This window comes from Nocardiopsis quinghaiensis, from assembly GCF_008638365.1.
In the GTDB taxonomy this organism is placed as follows: Bacteria; Actinomycetota; Actinomycetes; order Streptosporangiales; family Streptosporangiaceae; genus Nocardiopsis; species Nocardiopsis quinghaiensis.
This window is the reverse complement of record NZ_VWVU01000015.1, coordinates 101,974-121,811: the sequence shown is the minus strand read 5'-3', so window position 1 is coordinate 121,811 and position 19,838 is coordinate 101,974. Positions and strand designations below refer to the sequence as shown.

The window sequence follows — 19,838 nt, the reverse complement described above, 5'->3', positions numbered from 1 at the left end:
GAGAAATGGCACACAAGAAGGGCGCTTCGTCCAGCCGTAACGGTCGTGACTCGAACGCCAAGCGCCTCGGCGTCAAGCGCTTCGGTGGTCAGGCCGTCTCGGCTGGCGAGATCCTGATCCGTCAGCGCGGCACCAAGTTCCACCCCGGCGCCAACGTCGGCCGTGGTGGTGACGACACGCTGTTCGCGCTGGTCGCCGGTCAGGTCAAGTTCGGCAGCTTCCGCGGCCGCAAGGCCGTGAACATCGTTCCCGTCGCCGCCGAGTAGGGCCGCGCGCGGACGTTGTGAAGGTGGGGCGGGCCAGGGAACACTGGCCCGCCCCTCGCGTTGTCACTGGGTGACACACGTGTTTGTAGGCCCCGTACCGGGGCCGGAGAGTAACGGGGAGAGTTATGCCTGACTTCGTCGACGAGGCGGTCTTGCACGTCAAGGCCGGGAACGGCGGGCATGGCTGTGCCTCCGTGCACCGTGAGAAGTTCAAGCCGCTGGGCGGCCCGGACGGCGGCAACGGCGGCCGGGGCGGCGACGTGGTCCTGGAGGTCGACACCCAGGCCGCGACCCTGCTGGACTACCAGCGCCGCCCGCACCGCGCCGCCCGCAACGGCACGCCCGGCCAGGGCGGCCACCGCGCCGGGGCCAACGGCGGGGACCTCGTCCTCACGGTGCCCGACGGCACCGTGGTCACCCGTGCGGACGGAGAGGTCATCGCCGACATGGTCGGCCACGGCACCCGCCTGGTGCTCGCCCGGGGCGGCAGCGGCGGCCTGGGCAACGCCGCGCTGGCCTCCAAGAAGCGCAAGGCGCCCGGCTTCGCACTCAAGGGCGAGGAGGGCGAGGGCTTCGACGTGCGCCTGGAGATGAAGACCATCGCCGACGTCGGCCTGGTGGGCTTCCCCAGCGCGGGCAAGTCGTCCCTGATCGCCGCGATGTCCGCGGCCCGCCCCAAGATCGCCGACTACCCGTTCACCACCCTCGTGCCCAACCTGGGCGTGGTGGAGGCGGGCAGCGTCCAGTACGTCATCGCCGACGTGCCCGGGCTCATCCCCGGCGCCAGCGACGGCAGGGGTCTGGGCCTGGAGTTCCTGCGCCACATCGAGCGCTGCTCCACCCTCCTGCACGTGCTGGACTGCGCCACCTACGAGCAGGGCCGCGACCCGGTCAGCGACCTGGAGGCCCTGGAGGCGGAGCTGTCCGCCTACGGCGAGCGCGCCGGCGTGGACCTGTCCGACCGGCCGCGTCTGGTCGCCCTGAACAAGGTCGACGTGCCCGAGGCGCGCGATCTGGCCGAGCTGGTCACCCCGATACTGGTCGAGCGCGGCTACCAGGTCCTGGAGGTCTCCGCGGCCTCCCGCGAGGGCCTGCGCGAGCTGTCCTTCGCCCTGGCCGAGCAGGTCGCGGCGGCACGCGAGGCCGCACCCGTGGCCGAGCCCACCCGGATCGTGATCCGGCCCCAGATGATCGGCGACATCCCCTTCCAGGTGGTGCCGCTGGGCGACAACACCTTCCAGGTGCGCGGCGACAAGCCCGCCCGGTGGGTGCGCCAGACCGACTTCTCCAACGACGAGGCCGTGGGCTACCTCGCCGAGCGCCTGCACCGCATCGGCATCGAGGAGGAGCTGGCCAAGGCCGGTGCCGCCGAGGGCGCCGAGGTGCGTATCGGCACCGAGGAGGACTCCGTGGTCTTCGACTGGGACACGTCCACGGACGCCGAGATCGTCCCGTCCGGCCCGCGCGGAACCGACGCCCGGCTGGGCTGATCCGCGCGGGGACCGACGGCCCGGCCGAACAGGCACGAGCGCGGTGCCAGGCGCCGCGCCACTGGATGGAAAGCCCCTCACGGTGCACAGCACAGAACTGGAAGAGACCGACTCCCCGGAGGCCGCGGGCCGCGCGGCGGTGGCCGCCGCGGGCCGGGTCGTGGTGAAGGTGGGGTCGTCGTCGCTGACGACCCCGGAGGGCCGGATCGACTCCGGCCGCATCCGCGACCTGGTCCGTGTACTGGCGGACCGCCGCGCCGTCGGCCAGGAGGTGATCCTGGTCTCCTCCGGCGCGGTCGCGGCCGGGATGACCCCGCTCGGGATGACCCGCCGCCCCCGCGACCTGGCCTCCCAGCAGGCCGCCGCGAGCGTGGGGCAGGGACTGTTGCTGGCCGCGTACACGGCCGAGCTGGCCGGGCACGGGCTCACCGCCGCACAGGTCCTGCTCACGGTGGAGGACATGATGCGCCGGGTACAGCACCGCAACGCCCAGCGCACGCTGCGCCGCCTGCTGGACATCGGCGCCGTGCCGATCGTCAACGAGAACGACACCGTGGCCACCGACGAACTGCGCTTCGGCGACAACGACCGGCTGGCGGCCCTGGTGGCCCACCTGATGCGCGCCGACGCGCTGGTGCTGCTGTCGGACGTGGACGCCCTGTACGACGGTGACCCCTCCGCGCCGGAGTCGTCGGTGGTCAGCCTGGTGCGCGGCCCGGCCGACCTGGACGGGATCGACATCGGCAGCACGGGAAAGCGGGGCGTGGGCACCGGTGGAATGGTCACGAAGGTGGCGTCCGCGCGGATCGCCACCGAGGCGGGGGTGCACACCGTGCTGACCTCCGCGGCCAACGCCCGCGCCGCGCTGGAGGGCGACCGCGTGGGCACCCTGTTCTCCCCGGGCGGCGGGCGGCGCCCCTCCGCACGCCAACTGTGGCTGGCGCACGCCACCGCCGGACGGGGCAGCCTGGTCCTGGACCCCGGCGCGGTCGCGGCGGTGGTGCGGGAGAAGGCGTCCCTGCTGCCCGCCGGTGTGGTGAGGGTGGCCGGCGACTTCAGCGCGGGCGACCCGGTGGACCTGTGCGACGAGCGGGGCGGCGTGGTCGCGCGCGGACTGGTCAACTACGACGCGGCCGAGGTGCCCGACCTGATGGGGCGGTCCACCCGGTGGCTGGCCCGGGAGATGGGGCCCTCCTACGAGCGGGAACTGGTGCACAGGGACGACCTCGTTGTGCTCTAGGGCGTTCCCGGCCCTCCCGCCGGGCGGGCACGGGCGGCGGGGCCGACCGGCCGGGGCCTTCGGGGCACGTTCGGCCGTGGCGGTCCTCGCCGCCGCCCTGTGCGCGGGGTGCGCGTCCGCCGCCCTCCCGGCGCCGGAGCCCCCGCCGGACGGCCCGTTCGACTACCAGCTCGGCGGCGGGTACGCCCCCGCCCCGGACGTGGCCACGGTGGTCCGCGACTCCACCGGCGACCCCGTCGCGGGCCTGTACTCCGTCTGCTACGTCAACGGCTTCCAGACCCAGCCCCAGGACCGGGACCGCTGGCTCTCCGAACACCCCGGCCTGGTCCTGCGCGACGCCGACGGCGATCCCGTCGCCGACCCGGGGTGGCCGGACGAGATGCTGCTGGACACCTCCTCCGCCGACACGCGGGAGGAGATCGTCCGCGTGGTGGGGGAGGCCGTCGCCACCTGCGCCGAGCGGGGCTTCGACGCCGTGGAGTTCGATAACCTGGACTCCTTCGATCGCTCGGGCGGGGCACTGACCGCGGAGGACAACCTGGCCCTGGCCGCCGAGCTGGTCGCCGCCGCCCACGACCGGGGGCTGGCCGCGGCCCAGAAGAACGCCGCCGAGATCACCGGCCGGGCACGGGAGGAGACGGGATTCGACTTCGCCGTGGCCGAGGAGTGCGTGGCCTTCGACGAGTGCGGCGCCTACACCGACGCCTACGGTGAAGGCGTCCTCGCGGTCGAGTACCCAGACACACTCGGTTCCGCCCTCGCGGAGGTCTGCGGCGCTCCGGGCACGCCGCCCCGCACCATCCTGCGCGACCGCGACCTGCTCATCCCTGGTGAGGCGGGCCACCTCCGCGAGTCCTGCTGACGGACCCGGCGCCGGAGGGCACGCTCCTCCCGGTCCGTTCGGACCGACCGGTCGGCGGGGCCGGGCCCCCGACCCCGACCGCCGGACGCGAAGCCCCTCCACCGCCCTGTCATGCGCTTGTGGAAGGGTTCACCACAGGACCTTCCGAGGAAGAGGGTGACACCCATGCCGAGTCTGGTGGCACGTGTGCTGTCGTTGGCGTTCCGCGTGGCGCGCAAGCGTCCGATGGAGACCGTGGAGGGCGCGCGACAGCGCATCAGCGAGCCCAAGGACGACCCCGCGCCCCCGGCCTGGGTCGCCAAACGGCACGGGATCACCCGGCGCGCGGTGGGGGACTTCGACAGTTACACGGTCCTGCCCCGGGAAGGGCGGCCGGACAAGGCCGTGCTGTACGTGCACGGAGGCACCTACATCAGCGAGATCTCGCCGTGGCACTGGGTACTGATCTCCCGGATGGCGGACGCGGGCTGCCGGGTGGAGGTCCCCCTCTACGGGTTGGCGCCGCGGCACACCTATCGGGAGGCCTTCGGATTCCTCCAGGCCGTGTACCGGGAGCTCCTGGAGCACGTCGACGCCGGCCGGACCGTTTTCGCCGGTGACTCGGCAGGAGCCGGGCTGGCGCTCGCCCTCGCGCAGACACTGCCCGAGGTGGACCTGCCCCGGCCCGCGCGGCTGATCCTGGTCTCCCCGTGGGTGGACCTGACCATGTCCAACCCCGACATCGTCGAGGTGGAGGGGGACGACCCCTGGCTCAGCCCGGTCGGGTTGAAGGAGGCCGCCAGAGCCTGGGCGGGCGGGGAGCACCTGGCGGCCCCCCGGCTCAGCCCCGTCAACGGCGTGCTCTCGGGGCTGCCGCCCGTGGACCTCTACATCGGCACCCACGACGTGTTCCTTCCCGACACCCGCCGCCTGCACGCGATGATCGCCGAGGCCGGGGGTGCGGCGGAGTTGCACGAGGAGGCGGGAGCCTTCCACGTCTACCCGCTGGTCCCGGTCCCCGAGGGCAGCAGGGCGCGGGCGCGGATCATCGGCACCGTCCAGGAGCTCTGAGCGCCGGAGCCCGGGACGCCCGGAGCCCTACGTCATCTTCCTGACCGCCGACAGGGGAAGCCGCTTCATCGCGAAGCCGATCGGTGCCCACGGCCACGCGGGCACGTACGCCCTCACCCTGCGCTTCTCGATCGCGGCGACCATCGAGCGCACACCGGTCTCCGTATCCACCATGAACCTGGTCCTCTGCTGCACGTGCTCGTTCATCTCCGAGCGGATGTAGCCCGGGTAGATCACGGACACGTCCAGGCCGGGCACCCGCTCCGAGCGCAGGCCCTCGGCGATGGCGGCCACACCGGCCTTGGTGGCGGCGTAGACGGTCATGGCCTTGCGCATGCCGCGCAGCGCCGACATCGACGAGATCATCACCAGGTGGCCGTGCCCCTGGGCGCGGAAGATCTCCATGGCCGCCTCCGACTGGGCCAGGGCGCCCACGAAGTTGGTCATCGCGGTCTGGCGGTTGGCGTCGTAGCGCCCCTTGCCCAGGGCGGCGCCCTTGCCGAGCCCGGCGTTGACGATCACCCGGTCCACGGTGCCGAGGGCCGCGGTCAGTTCCCTGAAGGCCCCGAACACGGCCTCGTCGTCGGTGACGTCCAGCGCCCGCAGTTCCACCCGGCGGTCGGGGTGGGCCGCGGTGATCTCCTCGCGCAGGGCCTCCATCTTCTCGGTACGCCGCGCGCACAGTCCCAGGTCGTAGCCGAGCGCCGCGAACTGGCGCGCCATCTCGGCTCCGAGGCCGGCGCTGGCACCGGTGATGAGGATCGTTCCCTTGCTCATGTGTGCTTCTCCGTGCTGTCTCTCGTGCTGTCCCCGGGTCCTGCCGCGGAGCGCGTCCAGGAGGGGAGGGGACGCCGTGCGAAGTCCATGCCGTTGACACTACGTCCTTATTGAGCAATGCTCAATAGTGTGAGCGACCGAGCGCCGCGACGTACGCGGATGACCCAGGACGAACGCCGGCGCCAGCTGGTCGGGATCGGGCTGCGGATGCTGGTGGAGAAGCCCATCCAGGAGCTGCCCATCGACGAGGTGGCCAGGGAGGCGGGCATCTCCCGGGGGCTGCTGTTCCACTACTTCCCGAACAAGACCGCCTTCCACGACGCCGTCGTGGCCGCCGCGGGGCGCCGGATCGTGCGCAACACCGCCCCCGACGAGGGGCTCTCCCCCAGCGAGGCGGTCGCGCAGTTCGTGGCCCGCTACTACGGGCAGGTCGACCGGCGCCGCGAGTCGTACCTGGCGCTGGTCTTCGGCAGCGGGGCCGTGGGCCTGGGCGGGGAGCACGTGGAGGACCTGCGCCTGGCCATGGCCGAGCGCGCCCTGGCGGTCCTGGGCCTGGACGGGGACGCGCTGCCCGTCGCACACGGGTGGATCGCCTACGTGGAGGACCGGGCGCTGCGCTGGTCGGCCGTCCCGGAGGAGGGCCGTGCCCGCCCCCTGCGGGAGGAGGTCGCCCACTGCGTCCGCGCGCTGGAGGCCCTGCTCGCGGTGCGCTGAGGAGGCCCGCAGGACGGAGGGCCCGGGTGGCGTTTCCGCGACCACGGCCTAGGATTCGGGCGTGAGCGAAACGATGAGCCGAAGCGACGACCATCCCCAGCACGGCGAGGTCCGCGAGATCCCCACCGTCCGAAACGCGACCACGCTCGTCTACGCGCCCGAGCGCGACGGCCTCGCCGACGCGGGCGAGATCGTGTGGACGTGGGTGCCCTACGAGGAGGATCCGGGCCGGGGCAAGGACCGCCCGCTGCTGGTGGTCGGCCGCCGCGACGGGCTCCTGCACGGCCTGATGCTGTCCTCGCGGCGCCCCGACGGCTGGGAGGTCCAGGACTGGCTGCCGATCGGCTCGGGCCCCTGGGACCGTGAGCAGCGCGACTCCTACGTACGGGTGGACCGGCTCTTCGAGTTCGACGAGGACGGCATCCGCCGCGAGGCCGCGGTCATGGACGAGGACCTGTTCTGGAGGGTCGCGGCGGTCCTGCGCTCCCGTTACGGCTGGCGCTGACCCGGAGAGGGCTCCCGGGCCGCGCCGGCGGCCGGGGCCGGCGCGGCCCGGGAGCCCTCTCGGCCGGGGCCCGGTCCCGGTGGCGCGGACGAACACGGGCGGATACGCGAAGCGGTCGTCGCGGCCTGTGGACGACCGTGTTCCCGGACGCACGGCGCTATACGCTGGAGGTGTTCACCCCGGTGCGTATCCCTGACGTCCTCCGACGCCGCAGGGCGGGTACTCCGGGATGGCCTCCCAACAAAGAGAGAGCACCATGAGCGACATCGAGCGCGAGGTCCACGCCGTGGCGGAGCGCGCCAGGGACGCCGCGGCCGACCTCGCCCCGCTCAGCCGGGCGGTGAAGGACACGGCGCTGCTGGCGATCGCCGACGCCCTGGTCAAGCGAGCCGAGGAGATCACCGCGGCCAACGCCGAGGACGTGGAGCGGGCACGCCAGGACGGCACCGACCCGGCCATGATCGACCGGCTCACCCTCACCCCGCAGCGGATCGAGGCCATCGCCGACGCCGTACGCGAAATCGTCGAACTGCCCGACCCGGTGGGCGAGTCCGTGCGCGGCTCCGTGCTGCCCAACGGCCTGGACCTGCGCCAGATCCGGGTGCCGCTCGGTGTCATCGGCATCATCTACGAGGGCCGTCCCAACGTCACCGTGGACGCCGCCGCCCTGTGCCTCAAGAGCGGCAACGCCGCCCTGCTGCGCGGCTCCTCCTCGGCCTACGCCTCCAATACCGCCATCGTCGAGGTCCTCCGGGACGCCCTGGCGGGCACCGGCGTCCCCGTGGACGCCATCCAGATGGTGCCCGGGCGCACCCGCGAGTCCTCCACCGCGCTCATGCGTGCGCGCGGTCTGGTGGACGTGCTCATCCCGCGCGGCGGCGGCTCCCTCATCCAGGCCGTGGTCCGCGACTCCACCGTTCCGGTCATCGAGACCGGCGAGGGCCTGTGCCACGTCTACGTGGACGCCGAGGCCGACCTCGACAAGGCCGTGGCCATCGCCACCAACGCCAAGGCGCAGCGCTGCTCGGTGTGCAACTCCGCCGAGACCCTGCTGGTGCACGAGGCGGTGGCCGGGGTGTTCCTGCCGCGCGTCCTGGAGTCGCTGGCCGAGCACGGAGTGACCGTGCACGGCGACCCGCGGGTGCTGGAGGTCGCCGCCGCGCACCGGACCGGGGCCACCGTGGTGGAGGCCACCGAGGAGGACTGGGCGACCGAGTACCTGGCCATGGACCTGTCCGTGCGCGTGGTGTCCACCATCGACGAGGCACTCGCGCACATCCGCAGGTACTCCACCCAGCACACCGAGGCGATCGTCACCGACTCGCTGAAGGCCTCCCGGTACTTCGTCTCCCGGGTCGACTCCGCCGCGGTCATGGTCAACGCCTCCACGAGATTCACCGACGGCGGCGAATTCGGCTTCGGTGCCGAAATTGGTATTTCCACTCAGAAACTGCACGCCAGAGGGCCTATGGGCCTCACCGAGATGACCTCCACCAAGTACGTGGTCACCGGTGACGGCCATCTCCGGTAACGGGGTCGGAAGGGCCGTCCGCACCGACGGGCGGCCCGCGTACGCGAGGACCGGTACGAGGAAGCGGTGAGGAGGATTCGTGTTCCGGTTGGCGCCTGGAACGTTTTCCTTCCGGCAACCTGGACAAAAGCGAATCTTCGTCCCGGGAGTATTCACAAAGCGAAGTTCGGGCGATACTTTCACTGTGGTGTCTCACGGCGCTCCTGAGCCCACTCGGAGCGCCAGTCCCCACGGTCACGACGAAAGGAAATCCCCCATATGAAGCTCCGGAGCAAGGTCGCGGCCATCGCCACGACCGCCCTGGCCATCGGCGGTGCCACGATGGCGGCCTCTCCCGCCCAGGCGGACCTCGTCACCCTCTGCTCGGGCCACGGCGGTGCGATCACCCTGCCCACGGACCTCGCGGTCCCCGCCGGCGAGAGCTGCTTCCTGGACGGCACCGTCGTCCAGGGCGACGTCACCGTCCGCACGGGCGCCAACCTGCACATCGTCGGCGGCGAGGTCGAGGGCAGGGTGACCGTCCAGAAGGACGGCTACTTCGACGCCGAGGAGAGCTCCATCAGTGACCGCGTGGTCAACCGCGGTTCCTACGGCACCTACATGGAGGGCAGTTCGGCCGGTGCCGCCCTGCGCACCGTCCCGGTGGAGGGCGGCAACACCGACGGCTTCGCCTACGTGGTCGACTCCTCCGTCCGCAGCGTCAACGCCGAGGTCGGCTCCGTCTACGTCTCCGGCTCCCGCGTCAACGGCGTGTTCAAGGCCGACGGCGTCGAGTACGCCGACATCTACGACTCCGTGGTGCGCGGCGACCTGTCCGTCACCGACCCGGCCAGCGGCGGCATCCTCTGCGACAGCGAGGTCATCGGCGCGGCGGCCTACACCGGTGGTTCCGGACCGGTCGCGGTCGGCGCCGGTGAGGAGGAGGGCTTCTGCTCCTCCGTCAACTACGTCGACGGCGACCTGAGCGTCACCGGTGTCAACGGCGGCGTCTACGTCGACAACAACATCGTCGGCGGTGACCTGGTCACCTCCGGCAACACCCCGACCGCCCAGGTCGGCGACCACAACCGCGTCCGCGGCGACATTCTCACCGAGGAGATCGCCCTGCGCAGCTTCTCCGCCACCGTGGTCGAAGAGTTCGAGGCCCACGAGGACGGTCTCGTGAAGGAGGTCGAGGAGGCCCGCGCCGAGACCATCGACGACGCCATGGCCGCCGGTCCCGCCTTCTAGACCCGGTCAAGCCCGTCACCGAGGGCCGGAAGCGGGGCGACCTGTTACGGTCCGCGGACAGCGAGCCCGAGGACGAGGAGAGACACGTGCCGACCACCGTGGCCTACGGCGACCACCCCAGCCAGAACGTGCACCTGTGGGACCCGGTGGGCGGCACGGGCGGGCCCGCGCCCGTCGCGGTGCTGTTGCACGGCGGCTGGTGGCGCGACCGGTTCGACGCCGGCCTCATGGATCCGCTGGCCCGTGACCTGGCCGCCACCGGATGGGCGGTGTGGAACGTGGAGTACCGACGCACCGGCGGCGACGGCGGGGGCTGGCCACAGACCCTGGACGACGTCGGACGGGCCCTGGAGTTCCTCACCGTGGCGGCCGCTCGCGGGTCCGGGCGCTACGACCTGTCCCGTGTGGTGTCCGTCGGGCACTCCGCGGGCGGGCACCTGGCCCTGCTCAACGCGCTCGACGAGAGAACGCCCGTGACCGCCGTGGTGGCCCTCGCACCCGTCACCGACCTGGAGCGCTGTGCCGGGGCGGGCCTCGGCGAGGGCGCGGTCGGGCCGTTCCTCGGCCAGGATCCCTCCGCGGCGCTGTACTCCGACAGTTCACCGGTGCGGCGCGTGCCGCTCGGCGTGCCCCAGTTGGTCGTGCACGGCGACGCCGACCAGCGCGTCCCCGTCGAGCACAGCCGCGACTATGTGGCCGCCGCACGCGCGGCCGGGGAAGACGTGGACTACCGCGAGGTGGCCGGGGCCGACCACTTCGCGGTCATCGACCCGGCCCACGCCGCCTGGCAACGGGTTCGCGGGTACCTGTCCGAACCGCGCTGATCCCGGAGTCCGCGCACACGGCGGAAGGGGGAGGCGCTCCGCCGGTGCGGACCGCCTCCCTCGGTACCGGGCCACCGCACCGCCGCGGCGCGATGTCAGGAGGAACCGTTGGACCCCTGGCCGCCGCGGGAGGAGCCGTTGCGCCACCGGTCGGCGACGGTGTCGAAGATCCTGCCGCCCGCGTTGGCCGCGCTGCCCGCGACGTCGCGCAGGGTGCCCAGCAGCGGGTCGCCCGAGCGCTCCCACGCCTCCTTGTAGGAGTCGGCGGCCCTGCGCGCCTCCTCACCGACCTTCGCGTCGCGGTCGGAGGAACGGCGCGGGTAGTCGCCGTTGACGATGCGCTGGTAGGAGCCGTTCTCGACCCACCGGTGCAGCTCGGCCAGGCGCACCACCGCGAACGGGTGGGTCTGACCCATCAGGCTGACCATCTTGAGCAGGCTGTCGCGGGCGTCGCCCCCGGACTCGTAGTCACGGGCCTGCTCCAGGAACGCGTCGGGGTTCATCTCCACGAGTCTGGAGCCGCCCGCCAGCTTCATCAGGGCGCGCTTGCCCGCCTCGGGGTTCTGGCTGGCGAGGACTCCGGCGCGGTCGCAGGACAGCTCGGACTTGCGGTACCACTCCTCCAGCGCGGCGACGATGGCCTGGATGCCGATGAAGCCCAGCGGCACCCACGCCACGCGGGCGGCCAGGCGGATCAGGGCCAGCAGCATGGTGCGGTACACGGCGTGGCCGCTGAGGATGTGGCCGACCTCGTGACCGACGACGAAGCGCTGCTCCTCGGCGTCCAGCAGGTCGAACAGGCCCGTGGTCATCACGATGAACGGCCGCTGGCTGCCGATCGCCATGGCGTTCGGCTTGGGGTTCATCTGGATGTACAGCTCGGGCACCTCGTCCAGGTCCAGGACGTAGGCGGCGTCGCGCACGTAGTCATACACGTGCGGGAACTGGGTGGGGCCGACCCGGACGGCACTGGAGAGGAACATCAGTCGCAGGGCTCGTTCGTTGAACAGTCCCGACAGGCGCTTGAACACCTCGTCGAACCCGCGCAGCGAGCGCAGCGCCACCAGGGCACCGCGGTCGGCGGGATGCTCGTAGGCGCGGGGTGAGATCTCGGGGAGCCGGACGCGAACGCGGTCTGGTGTGTTGGCCATATCGGCATGCTATGTGCCGGGGTGGTGCTTGGCCACGGTTTCCCGAACGAGATATGACGCGATTTCCAGGCGTCGGGGACACGCCCGGGAAAGCACCTTTCGTGGTGCCCGTCGCCCCAGCGCAAGGGGCGAACGGGGAGGAAGGGGACAGTGTCGGTGTCCAGTGTCGGCTACTCTCGGTTGGCCGGTCCCGGCAACGGCAACGTCCAAGGCGAAACGGAGCGCACAGTGGCGCACGAAGCTTCCGACGCCCCCCGGAGCGGAGGGTCCCCCACGCGGGGAGGAACCGTCCCGACCAAGGTCGGCATCATGGGTGGCACCTTCGACCCCATCCACCACGGGCACCTCGTGGCGGCCAGCGAGGTCGCGCACTTCTTCGAGCTCGACGAGGTGGTGTTCGTCCCCACCGGCCAGCCCTGGCAGAAGGACCTGGCCAAGGTCACCCCCTCCGAGGACCGCTACCTGATGACGGTCATCGCGACCGCCGAGAACCCCCAGTTCCGGGTGGACCGCGTGGAGATCGACCGCTCCGGGCCCACCTACACCCTCGACACACTGCGCGAGATGCGCTCCAAGTACGGACCCGGGGTCGAGCTGTACTTCATCACCGGGGCCGACGCGCTGGGTGCCATCCTGAGCTGGCACAACGTCGACGAACTGTTCGAGCTCGCGCATTTCGTAGGCTGTAACCGTCCCGGTCACCATCTCAGTGATCCCGGGCTGCCCGAGGGCAAGGTCTCCCTGATGGAGGTCCCCGCGCTGGCCATCTCCTCGACCGAGTGCCGGGAGCGGGTCCGCAAGGGCGAGCCCATCTGGTACCTGGTGCCCGACGGCATCGTCCGCTACATCAACAAAACCGGGCTCTACCGAGAGAGCTGAAAGGCAGCAAGCACAACGTGACAGCCACCGACAGGGCGCTGGAGCTGGTCAAGGTCGCGGCAGAGGCCGCCTCCGACAAGCTCGCCCAGGAGATCATCGCCTACGACGTCAGCGAGCAGCTGGTCATCACCGAGGCCTTCGTGCTGTGTTCGGCGCCCAGCGACCGGCAGATCCGCTCGATCGTCGACGAGGTCGAGGACCAGCTCCGCATCCAGACCGGTGCCAAGCCGGTCCGCCGCGAGGGCGAGCGCGACGGGCGCTGGGTGCTGCTGGACTACGCCGACATCGTCGTGCACATCCAGCATGAGGAGGAGCGCGGGTACTACGGCCTCGAACGGCTGTGGAAGGACTGCCCCGAGATCGACCTCCCCGAGAACGCACGCGGCGCCGAGCGTACTCCTCTGGACGAGCAGTAACACCGGCACCATCTCGACGAAACTCCGAGCGGAGAGACACAACCACGTGAGTGACGCGCCTCGTGTGCTGTTCTGGCGGCACGGACGTACGGCCTGGAACGTGGAGAACCGCTTCCAGGGGCAGACCGACATCGAACTCGACCCGATCGGCCACGCCCAGGCCAGACGGGCGGGAGAGCTGCTCGCCTCCATGAACCCGGACGTCATCGTCGCCTCCGACCTGAGAAGGGCCGCCGACACGGCCGGATACCTGTCCCGCGCCTCGGGCGTGCGGGTGGAGTTCGACAAGGGGCTGCGCGAGCGCTTCGGCGGGTCCTGGCAGGGGCTGACCGGGGCGGAGCTGTCCGAGCGCTGGCCGGTCGAGCACGCCCGGATGGACATTCCCGACGGTGAGGACATCGCCGAGGTCGGTGACCGGATGCACGCCGCCATCGAGCGCGGACTGGGTAAGACCCCGTCCGGGGGACTGCTCGTGGTGGTCAGCCACGGTGCCGCCCTGCGGGTGGGGATCGCCCGGATGCTCGGGATCCCCGACGAACAGCGCGAGGTCCTGGGACCGATCAGCAACTGCTGCTGGTCGGTGGTCCAGCGGCGTCGGGACCACTGGCGGCTGATGGAGCACAACGCGGCCAGCCTGCCCGAGCCGGTGGTGCTCAGCGACGACGCGTAACCGTTTCGACGTTCGCGCCGGATTCCGCTAGGGTGCAGGGAGTCGGCAGGACCGCACAGGTCCGATCGGCTCCCTTACGGGGCTATGGCGCAGCTGGTAGCGCGCCTCCATGGCATGGAGGAGGTCTGGGGTTCGAATCCCCATAGCTCCACGTTGAGGCCCGTGTGGTCGGTGGACTTGGTCCGCCTTCCCCGCGGGCCTGTTTCTTTGGGGGGCGGCCCCCAGGCCCCCCGGTGCGCCGCTCGGCCTTCGGCCGTCGCGTCTCGCGGCGCGCTCGCGGCCGGGGTGGTCCTTCTTCCCGGCTGTGGCCGGGCGGGGGTCAGGCGGTGTCCCGCCGACGCTTCCAGTGGACGTAGCCACCCCTGAGACTGCGCGCCTGGCGTCCCGTGCCGTTGAGCATGCGGACGGCGCGGGGCGAGACCACGCAGTACGGTCCCTGGCAGTAGGCCACGATCGTCACGTCCCACGGCAGCTCGTCCAGGCGCTCCTCCAGCTGGCGCGAGGGGATCGACACAGCGCCGGGCACGTGGTCCTCCTCGTACTCCTCCGGTGAGCGCAGGTCCACCAGCACGACCTCCCCGTCGCGGAGCAGCTCCTCCAGTTCGGGCCCGGTGACCGCGCCGACCGCCTCGTCCCTGCCCAGGTGCTCCTCGATCTCCGCGCGCAGGTCGCTCGTGCGCTCCTCGGCGAACTCCTGGAACCCTCCCAGGAACCGGGAGACCTCCCGGTCGCGCAGGGAGTAGTGGATCCGGGTGCCCTCCCTCCGGGTGGCCACCAGCCCCGCCGCGCGCAGCTGCTGCAGGTGTGAGGAGGTGTTCTTCAGCGGCATCCCGCCCCGCTGGGCCAGTTCCTCGACGGTGCACTCGCCCTGGTCGAGAAGGTCGAGCAGTCGAAGCCGCACCGGGGCGGACAGCACCTTGCCCAGGCGGGCCAGGTGCTCGTAGATCGGTGCCTCGGGAAAGTCAGTCATAGTCGGGGAGGTCTCCGTTGAGGAAGCGGATGTAGCGCTCGGCGTCGCGTGCGAGGAGTTCCTTGGCCCCGGCCCCGATGCTGGGCTCCCACCACCCACCGTGGATCCGGTCGAAGTCCAGGTGGTCCACGGAGGCGACCACGCGGCGCACCAGGCGCTCGGGCAGCGGGAGGCGGTTCGGCGCGCTGTAGAGGAAGGTGAGGTGGTCCCCGCCGGGGGTGACCATGACCGTGTCGCCGGTGAACAGCACGCCGGCCCCCTCGTCCAGGTGCAGGACCGCGCTGCCGGGGAAGTGGCCGCCGGTCTGGACGATCACCGTCCCCGGCAGGGGCCGGTGCTCCCCGCTCCAGGTGCGCACCCGCCCGCTCGGCCGCTGCAGCCAGTGCGCGTCCGCCTCGGGCAGGAGGACCTCGGCTCCGAACAGGTCGGCCCACTCCACGGCGGAGCCGTACATGTGCGGATGGCTCGACGCGACGACGGCGACACCGCCGAGCCGTTCGACCTCGGCCACGGCGTCCTGGTCGAGGAAGCCGGGCGGATCCCACAGCAGGTTGCCCGCCTCGGTCCGCACCAGGACGCCCCGGTGGCCCACACCGATCCCGGGTTCGACGCCGATGCCCACGACGGACTTCTCCACCGGCCGGAGCACGGTCCGGTGGCCCTCCGCGGCCAACTCCTCGCGGGTGGCCCAGTGGTGCCCGTCCCGGGGCACCCACTGGCGGTCGTCCTCGCAGATCGGGCAGTCGGCGGGAGCGGTGCCGGAGGGCGCCCGGTTGGCGCCGCAGGTGCGGCAGACCCAGTAGTCGGTGATCCCGCCGGACGCGGTGGGTGTGGCGGCCATGGGGTTCCTCGCCTCTTCGGTGCCCTGGTTGTCCAGTATTCTAGTGATGAATAGAATAAGGGTGTGCCCGAACCCGCACAACCCCGGCGGGACGGTCTCACCGGCGCAGCCACACCGCCGCGTTCCCCGGCAGGCCGCCGCCGTCCGGCTCCGCGCTGGCCACCAGTACCTCTCCCGAGGGCAGTTCCACGGCCTCCTCTCCCGTGTTGACCAGTACCAGCACGTCCGCGCCCCGCCAGAACGCGAGCACCGGCCCCCGGTTCAGCCTGTCGTCCCAGGTCAGCACCTCGTCCGCGGCGAACCCCCGCCGGTGTGCCAGAGCCAGGCGGTACAGGCTGAGCACCGACTCCGGGTCACCGGACTCGGCCTCCACCGACCACCGGCCCCACCCCTCGGGCTGGGGCAGCCACGGGGCCCGCCCGGAACGCCCGGCCTCTCCCCGGTCTCCGCCGAATCCGTACGACGCGCCCCCCACCGTCCACGGCAGCGGCACCCGACACCCGTCCCGGCCCTTGTCGGTGTGCCCGCTGCGCAACCAGCGCGGGTCCTCCAACGCCTCCGTGGGCAGGTCCGCCACCTCCGGCAGCCCCAGCTCCTCGCCCTGGTACACGTACGCCGACCCCGGCAGTGCCAGCTCCAGCAGTGCCAGCGCCCGTGCCCGCCGCGTGCCCAGTTCCAGGTCCGGCTCAGGATCGTGGCCGCCGCTGAGCAGCCACGCGCCCTGGTCGGTCCCCGCGGGCAGCCCCAGCACCGACACCGGGCGCACCACGTCGTGGTTGCCGATCACCCACGTGGGCACCGTGCCCACCCGCGCGGCGTCGGCGATCGAGGAGTCGATCACCCCGCGGTAGGCGTCGGCCTCCCACGCCGTCCGCAGGAAGTCGAAGTTGAACGCCTGGTCCAGCTCGTCCGGACGCGTGTACAGCACCCGCCGGTCACTGGGCAGCCACACCTCGCCCACCGTGGCCCTGGGCGGATCGAACTCGGCCAGCACGCGTCGCCAGTCCCGGTACACCTCGTGCACCCCGGGGCGGTCCAGGAACGGATGGTCCGGGTTGGCCGCGATGTCCTCGAAGCGACCGCCCTCCACCAGCACCAGGTCGCGCAGCGGCTCACTCATGTCCTTGACCAGCGCGTACGCCACGTCGATCCGGAAGCCGTCCACCCCGCGCCCGCTCCAGAACCGCAGGATGCCGCGGAACTCCTCGCGCACCCGCTCGTCGTCCCAGTTCAGGTCCGGCTGCTCGGGGGCGAACAGGTGCAGGTACCACTGCCCGTCGGCCGTGCGGCTCCACGCCGGACCGCCGAACGTGGACCGCCAGTTGGTCGGCGGCAGCTCCCCGTGCTCCCCCCGCCCGTCGCGGAACACGTACAGTCCGCGCTCGGGTGACCCGGGCCCCGCCGCCAGAGCCTCCTCGAACCACGGGTGCTCCTCGGAGGTGTGGTTGGGCACGATGTCGATCATCACCCGCAGGCCCCGCGCGTGCGCGGCCTCCACCATCGCGTCGAAGTCCGCCAGGGTGCCCAGGCGTGGGTCCACGTTCCGGAAGTCGGCCACGTCGTACCCGCCGTCCGTCCACGGGGAGGTGTAGAACGGAGACAGCCAGATCCCGTCCGCGCCCAGGTCGGCCACGTGGTCCAGCCGCGAGGTGATCCCCGCGATGTCGCCGGTCCCGTCGCCGTCGGCGTCGGCGAAGCTGCGCGGATAGACCTGGTACAGGACCGCGTCGCGCCACCACTGCTGCATGATGAGTTCCCTCCCGGGAGTCGGGTGATCGGATGGTCGGGTGCCTGCGTCGGATGCCGGAGCCCCCACCCCCGGGCCCTCGCCGCCGTGGTTCACCAGGACAGGCCGCGTGTGCCCCGGGGTGCGGCGGTGGACTGCCTCAGGATGAGCTGCGTGGGCATCTCCAACTGGACGTCGTCGCGCGCGGTTCCGGTGAGGATGTCCACGGTGAGCCGGCCCGCCGCCAGTCCGGTGTCGTAGGGCGCCTGGTCGACGGTGGTCAGGTCCAGCACCGACGCGGCCTCGTGGTTGTCGAACCCCATGAGCGAGACGGAGTCGGGTACGCGCACACCGGAACGGCGCAGCGTGCGGTACGCGCCCAGCGCGATGGAGTCGAACTCGGCGAGCACGGCCGTGGGCGGGTCGTGGTCCGACAGCAGTTCTCCCATGGCGAGTCCGCCGCCCTCGTGTCCCGGGGACCTGACCACGCTCCACGGGGACAGCCCCGCGTCGGCCATGGCGGCCCCGTACCCCTCCAGCCGGTGCCGCGAACTGGTGCTGAACCACTCCTCGGTCCGCGAACCGATGTAGGCCACGCGCGTGTGCCCCAGGTTGAGCAGGTGCCGGGTGGCCCCGGCCGCGCCCGCACGGTCGTCGATGTACACACTGGCCCGCCGCGGCACGCACTGGCCGACCAGCACCATCGGCACGCCCACGTCGTCCAGGCGGCGGCACTCCTCCTCGGACAGGTCCATGGAGACGGTGACCACGGCGTCGGTGTTGCGCCGCAGCGGTAGCGAGCGCGTCCACCCCTGGCGCGCGCGCGTCTCGCCGACCTGGTAGACGAGCATGTCCAGGTCGGCCTCGCGCAGGGCGTCGCTGATCCCGGCCAGGGCCACGCCGAAGTACCACGGCTGCAGGAAGGGCACGACCACCGCGACCCGCCCGGTGCGCCCGGTGACCAGTCCGGAGGCGTTGCGCGAGACCACGTAGGAGAGTTCGTCCGCTGCCCGCTGGACGCGGTGCCGGACCTCGGGGGCGACTCCGGGGGCGCCGCGCAGCACACGGGAGACCGTCGAGAGGGAGACCCCCGCGCGATCGGCGACGTCCCGCATGCTCGCGGGTTGGCTGGACATGCTTTCCACGGTAGGAGTGCGACCCGGGTTATGGCAACGTTTTCATGGGAGTGAACCGGCGGCTCACTGTTCTTCCACCCGCGTGACGTAGCGCGAGACGCTTTCTCTGTTGACTACGTCACATGGCCGGTGGCATCGTTTGCACACCACCTCGGGGATGAACCAGGACACACTCGATGCGCGCGCCAGGGCGGTCCCCGGCGCGGAAGGAGAGAGCCATGCCAGTGCTTTCACGTCCGAAGGGATACGCGGTACGCGCCTGCGCCGCCGGTCTCGCCGCCCTGGGCCTCACCCTGGCCACAGCGTGCGGCCAGCCTCCGGGGGAGGAGACCTCGGGCGAGGGCGGCGAGCCCGCGGGTATCGCCGACGACCCGCAGTTCGTCTGGGCGGTCACGGGAGCCGACCGCGCCATCCACGAGGAGGTCGCCCGCCTGTGGAACGAGAACAACCCCGACAAGCAGGTCGAGGTCTTCTTCCTGGCCCCCACCGCCGACGAGCAGCGCCAGGCGATGTTCCAGGACCTGCAGAACCAGGCCGGGGAGTTCGACGTCCTGGGTCTCGACGTCATCTGGACCGGTGAGTTCGCCGAGTTCGGCTACGTCGAGAGCCTGGAGGACCTGCGGGGAGAGGTCGAGGGGGTCAGCCTCGAGGGCTCCCTCGACAGCGCCCAGTGGCAGCAGGAGCTCTACGCGCTGCCCTACTCCTCCAACGGCGCGTTCCTCTACTACCGCACCGACCTCGTCGAGGAGCCGCCCAGCACCTGGGACGAGCTCTACGAGACCGGTATGGCGGCCGCCGAGGAGGAGGGCATCTCCGCCTACGTCGGCCAGGGCGACCAGTACGAGGGCTTCGTCGTCAACTACCTGGAGCTGTTCTGGTCCGCGGACGGCCAGCTGTTCGACGACGCACAGGAACAGAGCACCTTCCTGGAGGGCGACGCCGCCACCACCGCCCTCGACTTCATGACCGAGGCCTACGACAGCGGCTTCTACGCCGACGGCTTCGACTCCATGGTCGAGGACGACGCGCGTGCCCTGTTCCAGGCGGGCGAGGCCGTCTACATGCGCAACTGGCCCTACGCCGTCCCGCTCCTGGCGGGTGAGGGCGACGAGGAGAGCGCGGTCGCCGACGAGTTCGCCGTCGCCCCGATGCCCACCTTCGGCGGCGAGGGCACCACCAGCGCCCTGGGCGGGCTCAACAACGCGGTCAGCACCCTGAGCGAGAACAAGGAGCTGGCCCGCGAGTTCGTCGCGTGGGCCGCCACCGACCCCGGGGCCCAGGACATCCTGGCCCAGCACAGCCTGCCGCCGACCATGCTCAGCGCCTACGAGAACGCCGAGGACCCCAACTTCGAGATGCTCGGCGAGATCCTCTCGCAGGCCCACGCCCGCCCGCCGGTGCCCGGTTACAACTCGCTGTCACTGGCCATCCAGGACAACCTGCACCCGGCCTTCCGGGGACAGGGCGAGGCCGGGCCGGCCCTCGAAGCGGTGGACCAGGCGGCCGACGACGCGCTCGAACAAGAGTAGGGGCGATGGCGACGACCCAGAGAGTCCGTGT

The 19,838-nt window shown here is 71.7% G+C and carries 19 protein-coding genes, 1 tRNA gene and 1 pseudogene; 15 read left to right on the top strand and 6 right to left on the bottom strand.

Annotated features, from left to right (window positions below):
- Positions 1 to 5: 5 nt before the first annotated feature.
- From rpmA to FYX01_RS18135, 5 genes are all read left to right on the top strand, one after another.
- Positions 6 to 266 carry a 50S ribosomal protein L27 gene (gene rpmA, locus FYX01_RS18155; RefSeq protein WP_077691437.1) on the top strand — a complete coding sequence of 87 codons (261 nt, stop codon included), beginning with the start codon at positions 6 to 8 and terminating at the stop codon, positions 264 to 266.
- 125 nt (positions 267 to 391) lie between these two features.
- A complete protein-coding gene (obgE, locus tag FYX01_RS18150; RefSeq protein WP_150242941.1) occupies positions 392 to 1,756 on the top strand; it encodes a GTPase ObgE in 1,365 nt (454 codons plus the stop codon).
- Between the two features lie 82 nt (positions 1,757 to 1,838).
- Positions 1,839 to 2,996 (top strand): glutamate 5-kinase, encoded by a 1,158-nt coding sequence (proB, locus tag FYX01_RS18145; RefSeq protein WP_150242939.1) that lies wholly within the window; start codon positions 1,839 to 1,841, stop codon positions 2,994 to 2,996.
- Between the two features lie 76 nt (positions 2,997 to 3,072).
- The gene (locus FYX01_RS18140; protein WP_150242937.1) at positions 3,073 to 3,858 is read left to right on the top strand and encodes an endo alpha-1,4 polygalactosaminidase; all 786 of its coding nucleotides are present in this window, start codon (positions 3,073 to 3,075) and stop codon (positions 3,856 to 3,858) included.
- Between the two features lie 165 nt (positions 3,859 to 4,023).
- On the top strand, positions 4,024 to 4,908 hold the full coding sequence (locus FYX01_RS18135; RefSeq protein ID WP_190394380.1) for an alpha/beta hydrolase fold domain-containing protein: 885 nt from the start codon (positions 4,024 to 4,026) through the stop codon (positions 4,906 to 4,908).
- 27 nt (positions 4,909 to 4,935) lie between these two features.
- On the opposite strand, the gene FYX01_RS18130 is transcribed toward FYX01_RS18135, so the two are convergent.
- A complete protein-coding gene (locus tag FYX01_RS18130; protein ID WP_150242935.1) occupies positions 4,936 to 5,685 on the bottom strand; it encodes an SDR family oxidoreductase in 750 nt (249 codons plus the stop codon).
- A 159-nt stretch (positions 5,686 to 5,844) separates the two neighbouring features.
- Between FYX01_RS18130 and FYX01_RS27065 the strand changes: the two genes are divergently transcribed.
- The 5 genes from FYX01_RS27065 to FYX01_RS18105 all read left to right on the top strand — a co-directional run bounded on the left by FYX01_RS27065 (position 5,845) and on the right by FYX01_RS18105 (position 10,489).
- On the top strand, positions 5,845 to 6,399 hold the full coding sequence (locus tag FYX01_RS27065) for a TetR/AcrR family transcriptional regulator (protein ID WP_150242991.1): 555 nt from the start codon (positions 5,845 to 5,847) through the stop codon (positions 6,397 to 6,399).
- Between the two features lie 61 nt (positions 6,400 to 6,460).
- Entirely contained in the window at positions 6,461 to 6,904 is a 444-nt protein-coding gene (locus FYX01_RS18120) for a type II toxin-antitoxin system PemK/MazF family toxin (RefSeq protein WP_150242933.1), read from the top strand.
- Between the two features lie 256 nt (positions 6,905 to 7,160).
- A complete protein-coding gene (locus tag FYX01_RS18115) occupies positions 7,161 to 8,435 on the top strand; it encodes a glutamate-5-semialdehyde dehydrogenase (protein ID WP_150242931.1) in 1,275 nt (424 codons plus the stop codon).
- A gap of 258 nt (positions 8,436 to 8,693) precedes the next feature.
- Positions 8,694 to 9,665: a hypothetical protein gene (locus FYX01_RS18110; RefSeq protein ID WP_150242929.1), complete on the top strand. Its 972-nt coding sequence runs from the start codon at positions 8,694 to 8,696 to the stop codon at positions 9,663 to 9,665.
- An 86-nt stretch (positions 9,666 to 9,751) separates the two neighbouring features.
- Positions 9,752 to 10,489 (top strand): alpha/beta hydrolase family protein, encoded by a 738-nt coding sequence (locus tag FYX01_RS18105; protein WP_150242927.1) that lies wholly within the window; start codon positions 9,752 to 9,754, stop codon positions 10,487 to 10,489.
- Between the two features lie 95 nt (positions 10,490 to 10,584).
- Here FYX01_RS18105 and FYX01_RS18100 read toward each other — a convergent pair whose 3' ends face one another.
- Entirely contained in the window at positions 10,585 to 11,640 is a 1,056-nt protein-coding gene (locus FYX01_RS18100; protein WP_150242925.1) for a M48 family metallopeptidase, read from the bottom strand.
- A gap of 228 nt (positions 11,641 to 11,868) precedes the next feature.
- Here FYX01_RS18100 and nadD point away from each other — a divergent pair, with 228 nt between their 5' ends.
- The 4 genes from nadD (at position 11,869) to FYX01_RS18080 (ending at position 13,756) form a co-directional block, all read left to right on the top strand.
- Complete coding sequence (gene nadD / locus FYX01_RS18095; RefSeq protein ID WP_263363765.1) at positions 11,869 to 12,519, top strand: nicotinate-nucleotide adenylyltransferase; 651 nt, start codon at positions 11,869 to 11,871, stop codon at positions 12,517 to 12,519.
- Positions 12,520 to 12,536: 17 nt separating this feature from the next.
- Positions 12,537 to 12,935, top strand: coding sequence for a ribosome silencing factor (rsfS, locus tag FYX01_RS18090; RefSeq protein WP_150242921.1), 399 nt, complete (start codon positions 12,537 to 12,539; stop codon positions 12,933 to 12,935).
- Positions 12,936 to 12,981: 46 nt separating this feature from the next.
- Positions 12,982 to 13,605, top strand: coding sequence for a histidine phosphatase family protein (locus tag FYX01_RS18085; protein ID WP_190394379.1), 624 nt, complete (start codon positions 12,982 to 12,984; stop codon positions 13,603 to 13,605).
- Positions 13,606 to 13,683: 78 nt separating this feature from the next.
- A tRNA-Ala gene (locus tag FYX01_RS18080) sits at positions 13,684 to 13,756 on the top strand.
- A 168-nt stretch (positions 13,757 to 13,924) separates the two neighbouring features.
- Here the strand turns inward: FYX01_RS18080 and FYX01_RS18075 are convergent.
- From FYX01_RS18075 to FYX01_RS18060, 4 genes and pseudogenes are all read right to left on the bottom strand, one after another.
- Entirely contained in the window at positions 13,925 to 14,575 is a 651-nt protein-coding gene (locus FYX01_RS18075; RefSeq protein WP_150242918.1) for an ArsR/SmtB family transcription factor, read from the bottom strand.
- The gene (locus FYX01_RS18070; RefSeq protein WP_150242916.1) at positions 14,568 to 15,416 is read right to left on the bottom strand and encodes an MBL fold metallo-hydrolase; all 849 of its coding nucleotides are present in this window, start codon (positions 15,414 to 15,416) and stop codon (positions 14,568 to 14,570) included. The genes FYX01_RS18075 and FYX01_RS18070 overlap by 8 nt, the downstream gene beginning before the upstream one ends.
- A gap of 100 nt (positions 15,417 to 15,516) precedes the next feature.
- Positions 15,517 to 17,163 (bottom strand): annotated as a pseudogene (locus tag FYX01_RS18065) (glycoside hydrolase family 13 protein); the annotation flags it as partial.
- A 92-nt stretch (positions 17,164 to 17,255) separates the two neighbouring features.
- Positions 17,256 to 18,278 carry a LacI family DNA-binding transcriptional regulator gene (locus tag FYX01_RS18060; RefSeq protein ID WP_150242914.1) on the bottom strand — a complete coding sequence of 341 codons (1,023 nt, stop codon included), beginning with the start codon at positions 18,276 to 18,278 and terminating at the stop codon, positions 17,256 to 17,258.
- 218 nt (positions 18,279 to 18,496) lie between these two features.
- Here FYX01_RS18060 and FYX01_RS18055 point away from each other — a divergent pair, with 218 nt between their 5' ends.
- Positions 18,497 to 19,807, top strand: coding sequence for an ABC transporter substrate-binding protein (locus FYX01_RS18055; protein ID WP_190394377.1), 1,311 nt, complete (start codon positions 18,497 to 18,499; stop codon positions 19,805 to 19,807).
- Positions 19,808 to 19,838 lie beyond the last annotated feature (31 nt).

Excerpts from the sequence above, each read along its gene's own strand:
- rpmA (WP_077691437.1), top strand. The coding sequence starts at position 6 with ATGGCACACAAGAAGGGCGCTTCGTCCAGCCGTAACGGTCGTGACTCG.
- obgE (WP_150242941.1), top strand. The coding sequence starts at position 392 with ATGCCTGACTTCGTCGACGAGGCGGTCTTGCACGTCAAGGCCGGGAAC.
- FYX01_RS18135 (WP_190394380.1), top strand. The coding sequence starts at position 4,024 with ATGCCGAGTCTGGTGGCACGTGTGCTGTCGTTGGCGTTCCGCGTGGCG.
- FYX01_RS18130 (WP_150242935.1), bottom strand. The coding sequence starts at position 5,685 with ATGAGCAAGGGAACGATCCTCATCACCGGTGCCAGCGCCGGCCTCGGA.
- FYX01_RS27065 (WP_150242991.1), top strand. The coding sequence starts at position 5,845 with ATGACCCAGGACGAACGCCGGCGCCAGCTGGTCGGGATCGGGCTGCGG.
- FYX01_RS18115 (WP_150242931.1), top strand. The coding sequence starts at position 7,161 with ATGAGCGACATCGAGCGCGAGGTCCACGCCGTGGCGGAGCGCGCCAGG.
- FYX01_RS18110 (WP_150242929.1), top strand. The coding sequence starts at position 8,694 with ATGAAGCTCCGGAGCAAGGTCGCGGCCATCGCCACGACCGCCCTGGCC.
- FYX01_RS18100 (WP_150242925.1), bottom strand. The coding sequence starts at position 11,640 with ATGGCCAACACACCAGACCGCGTTCGCGTCCGGCTCCCCGAGATCTCA.
- FYX01_RS18075 (WP_150242918.1), bottom strand. The coding sequence starts at position 14,575 with ATGACTGACTTTCCCGAGGCACCGATCTACGAGCACCTGGCCCGCCTG.
- FYX01_RS18070 (WP_150242916.1), bottom strand. The coding sequence starts at position 15,416 with ATGGCCGCCACACCCACCGCGTCCGGCGGGATCACCGACTACTGGGTC.
- FYX01_RS18060 (WP_150242914.1), bottom strand. The coding sequence starts at position 18,278 with ATGTCCAGCCAACCCGCGAGCATGCGGGACGTCGCCGATCGCGCGGGG.
- FYX01_RS18055 (WP_190394377.1), top strand. The coding sequence starts at position 18,497 with ATGCCAGTGCTTTCACGTCCGAAGGGATACGCGGTACGCGCCTGCGCC.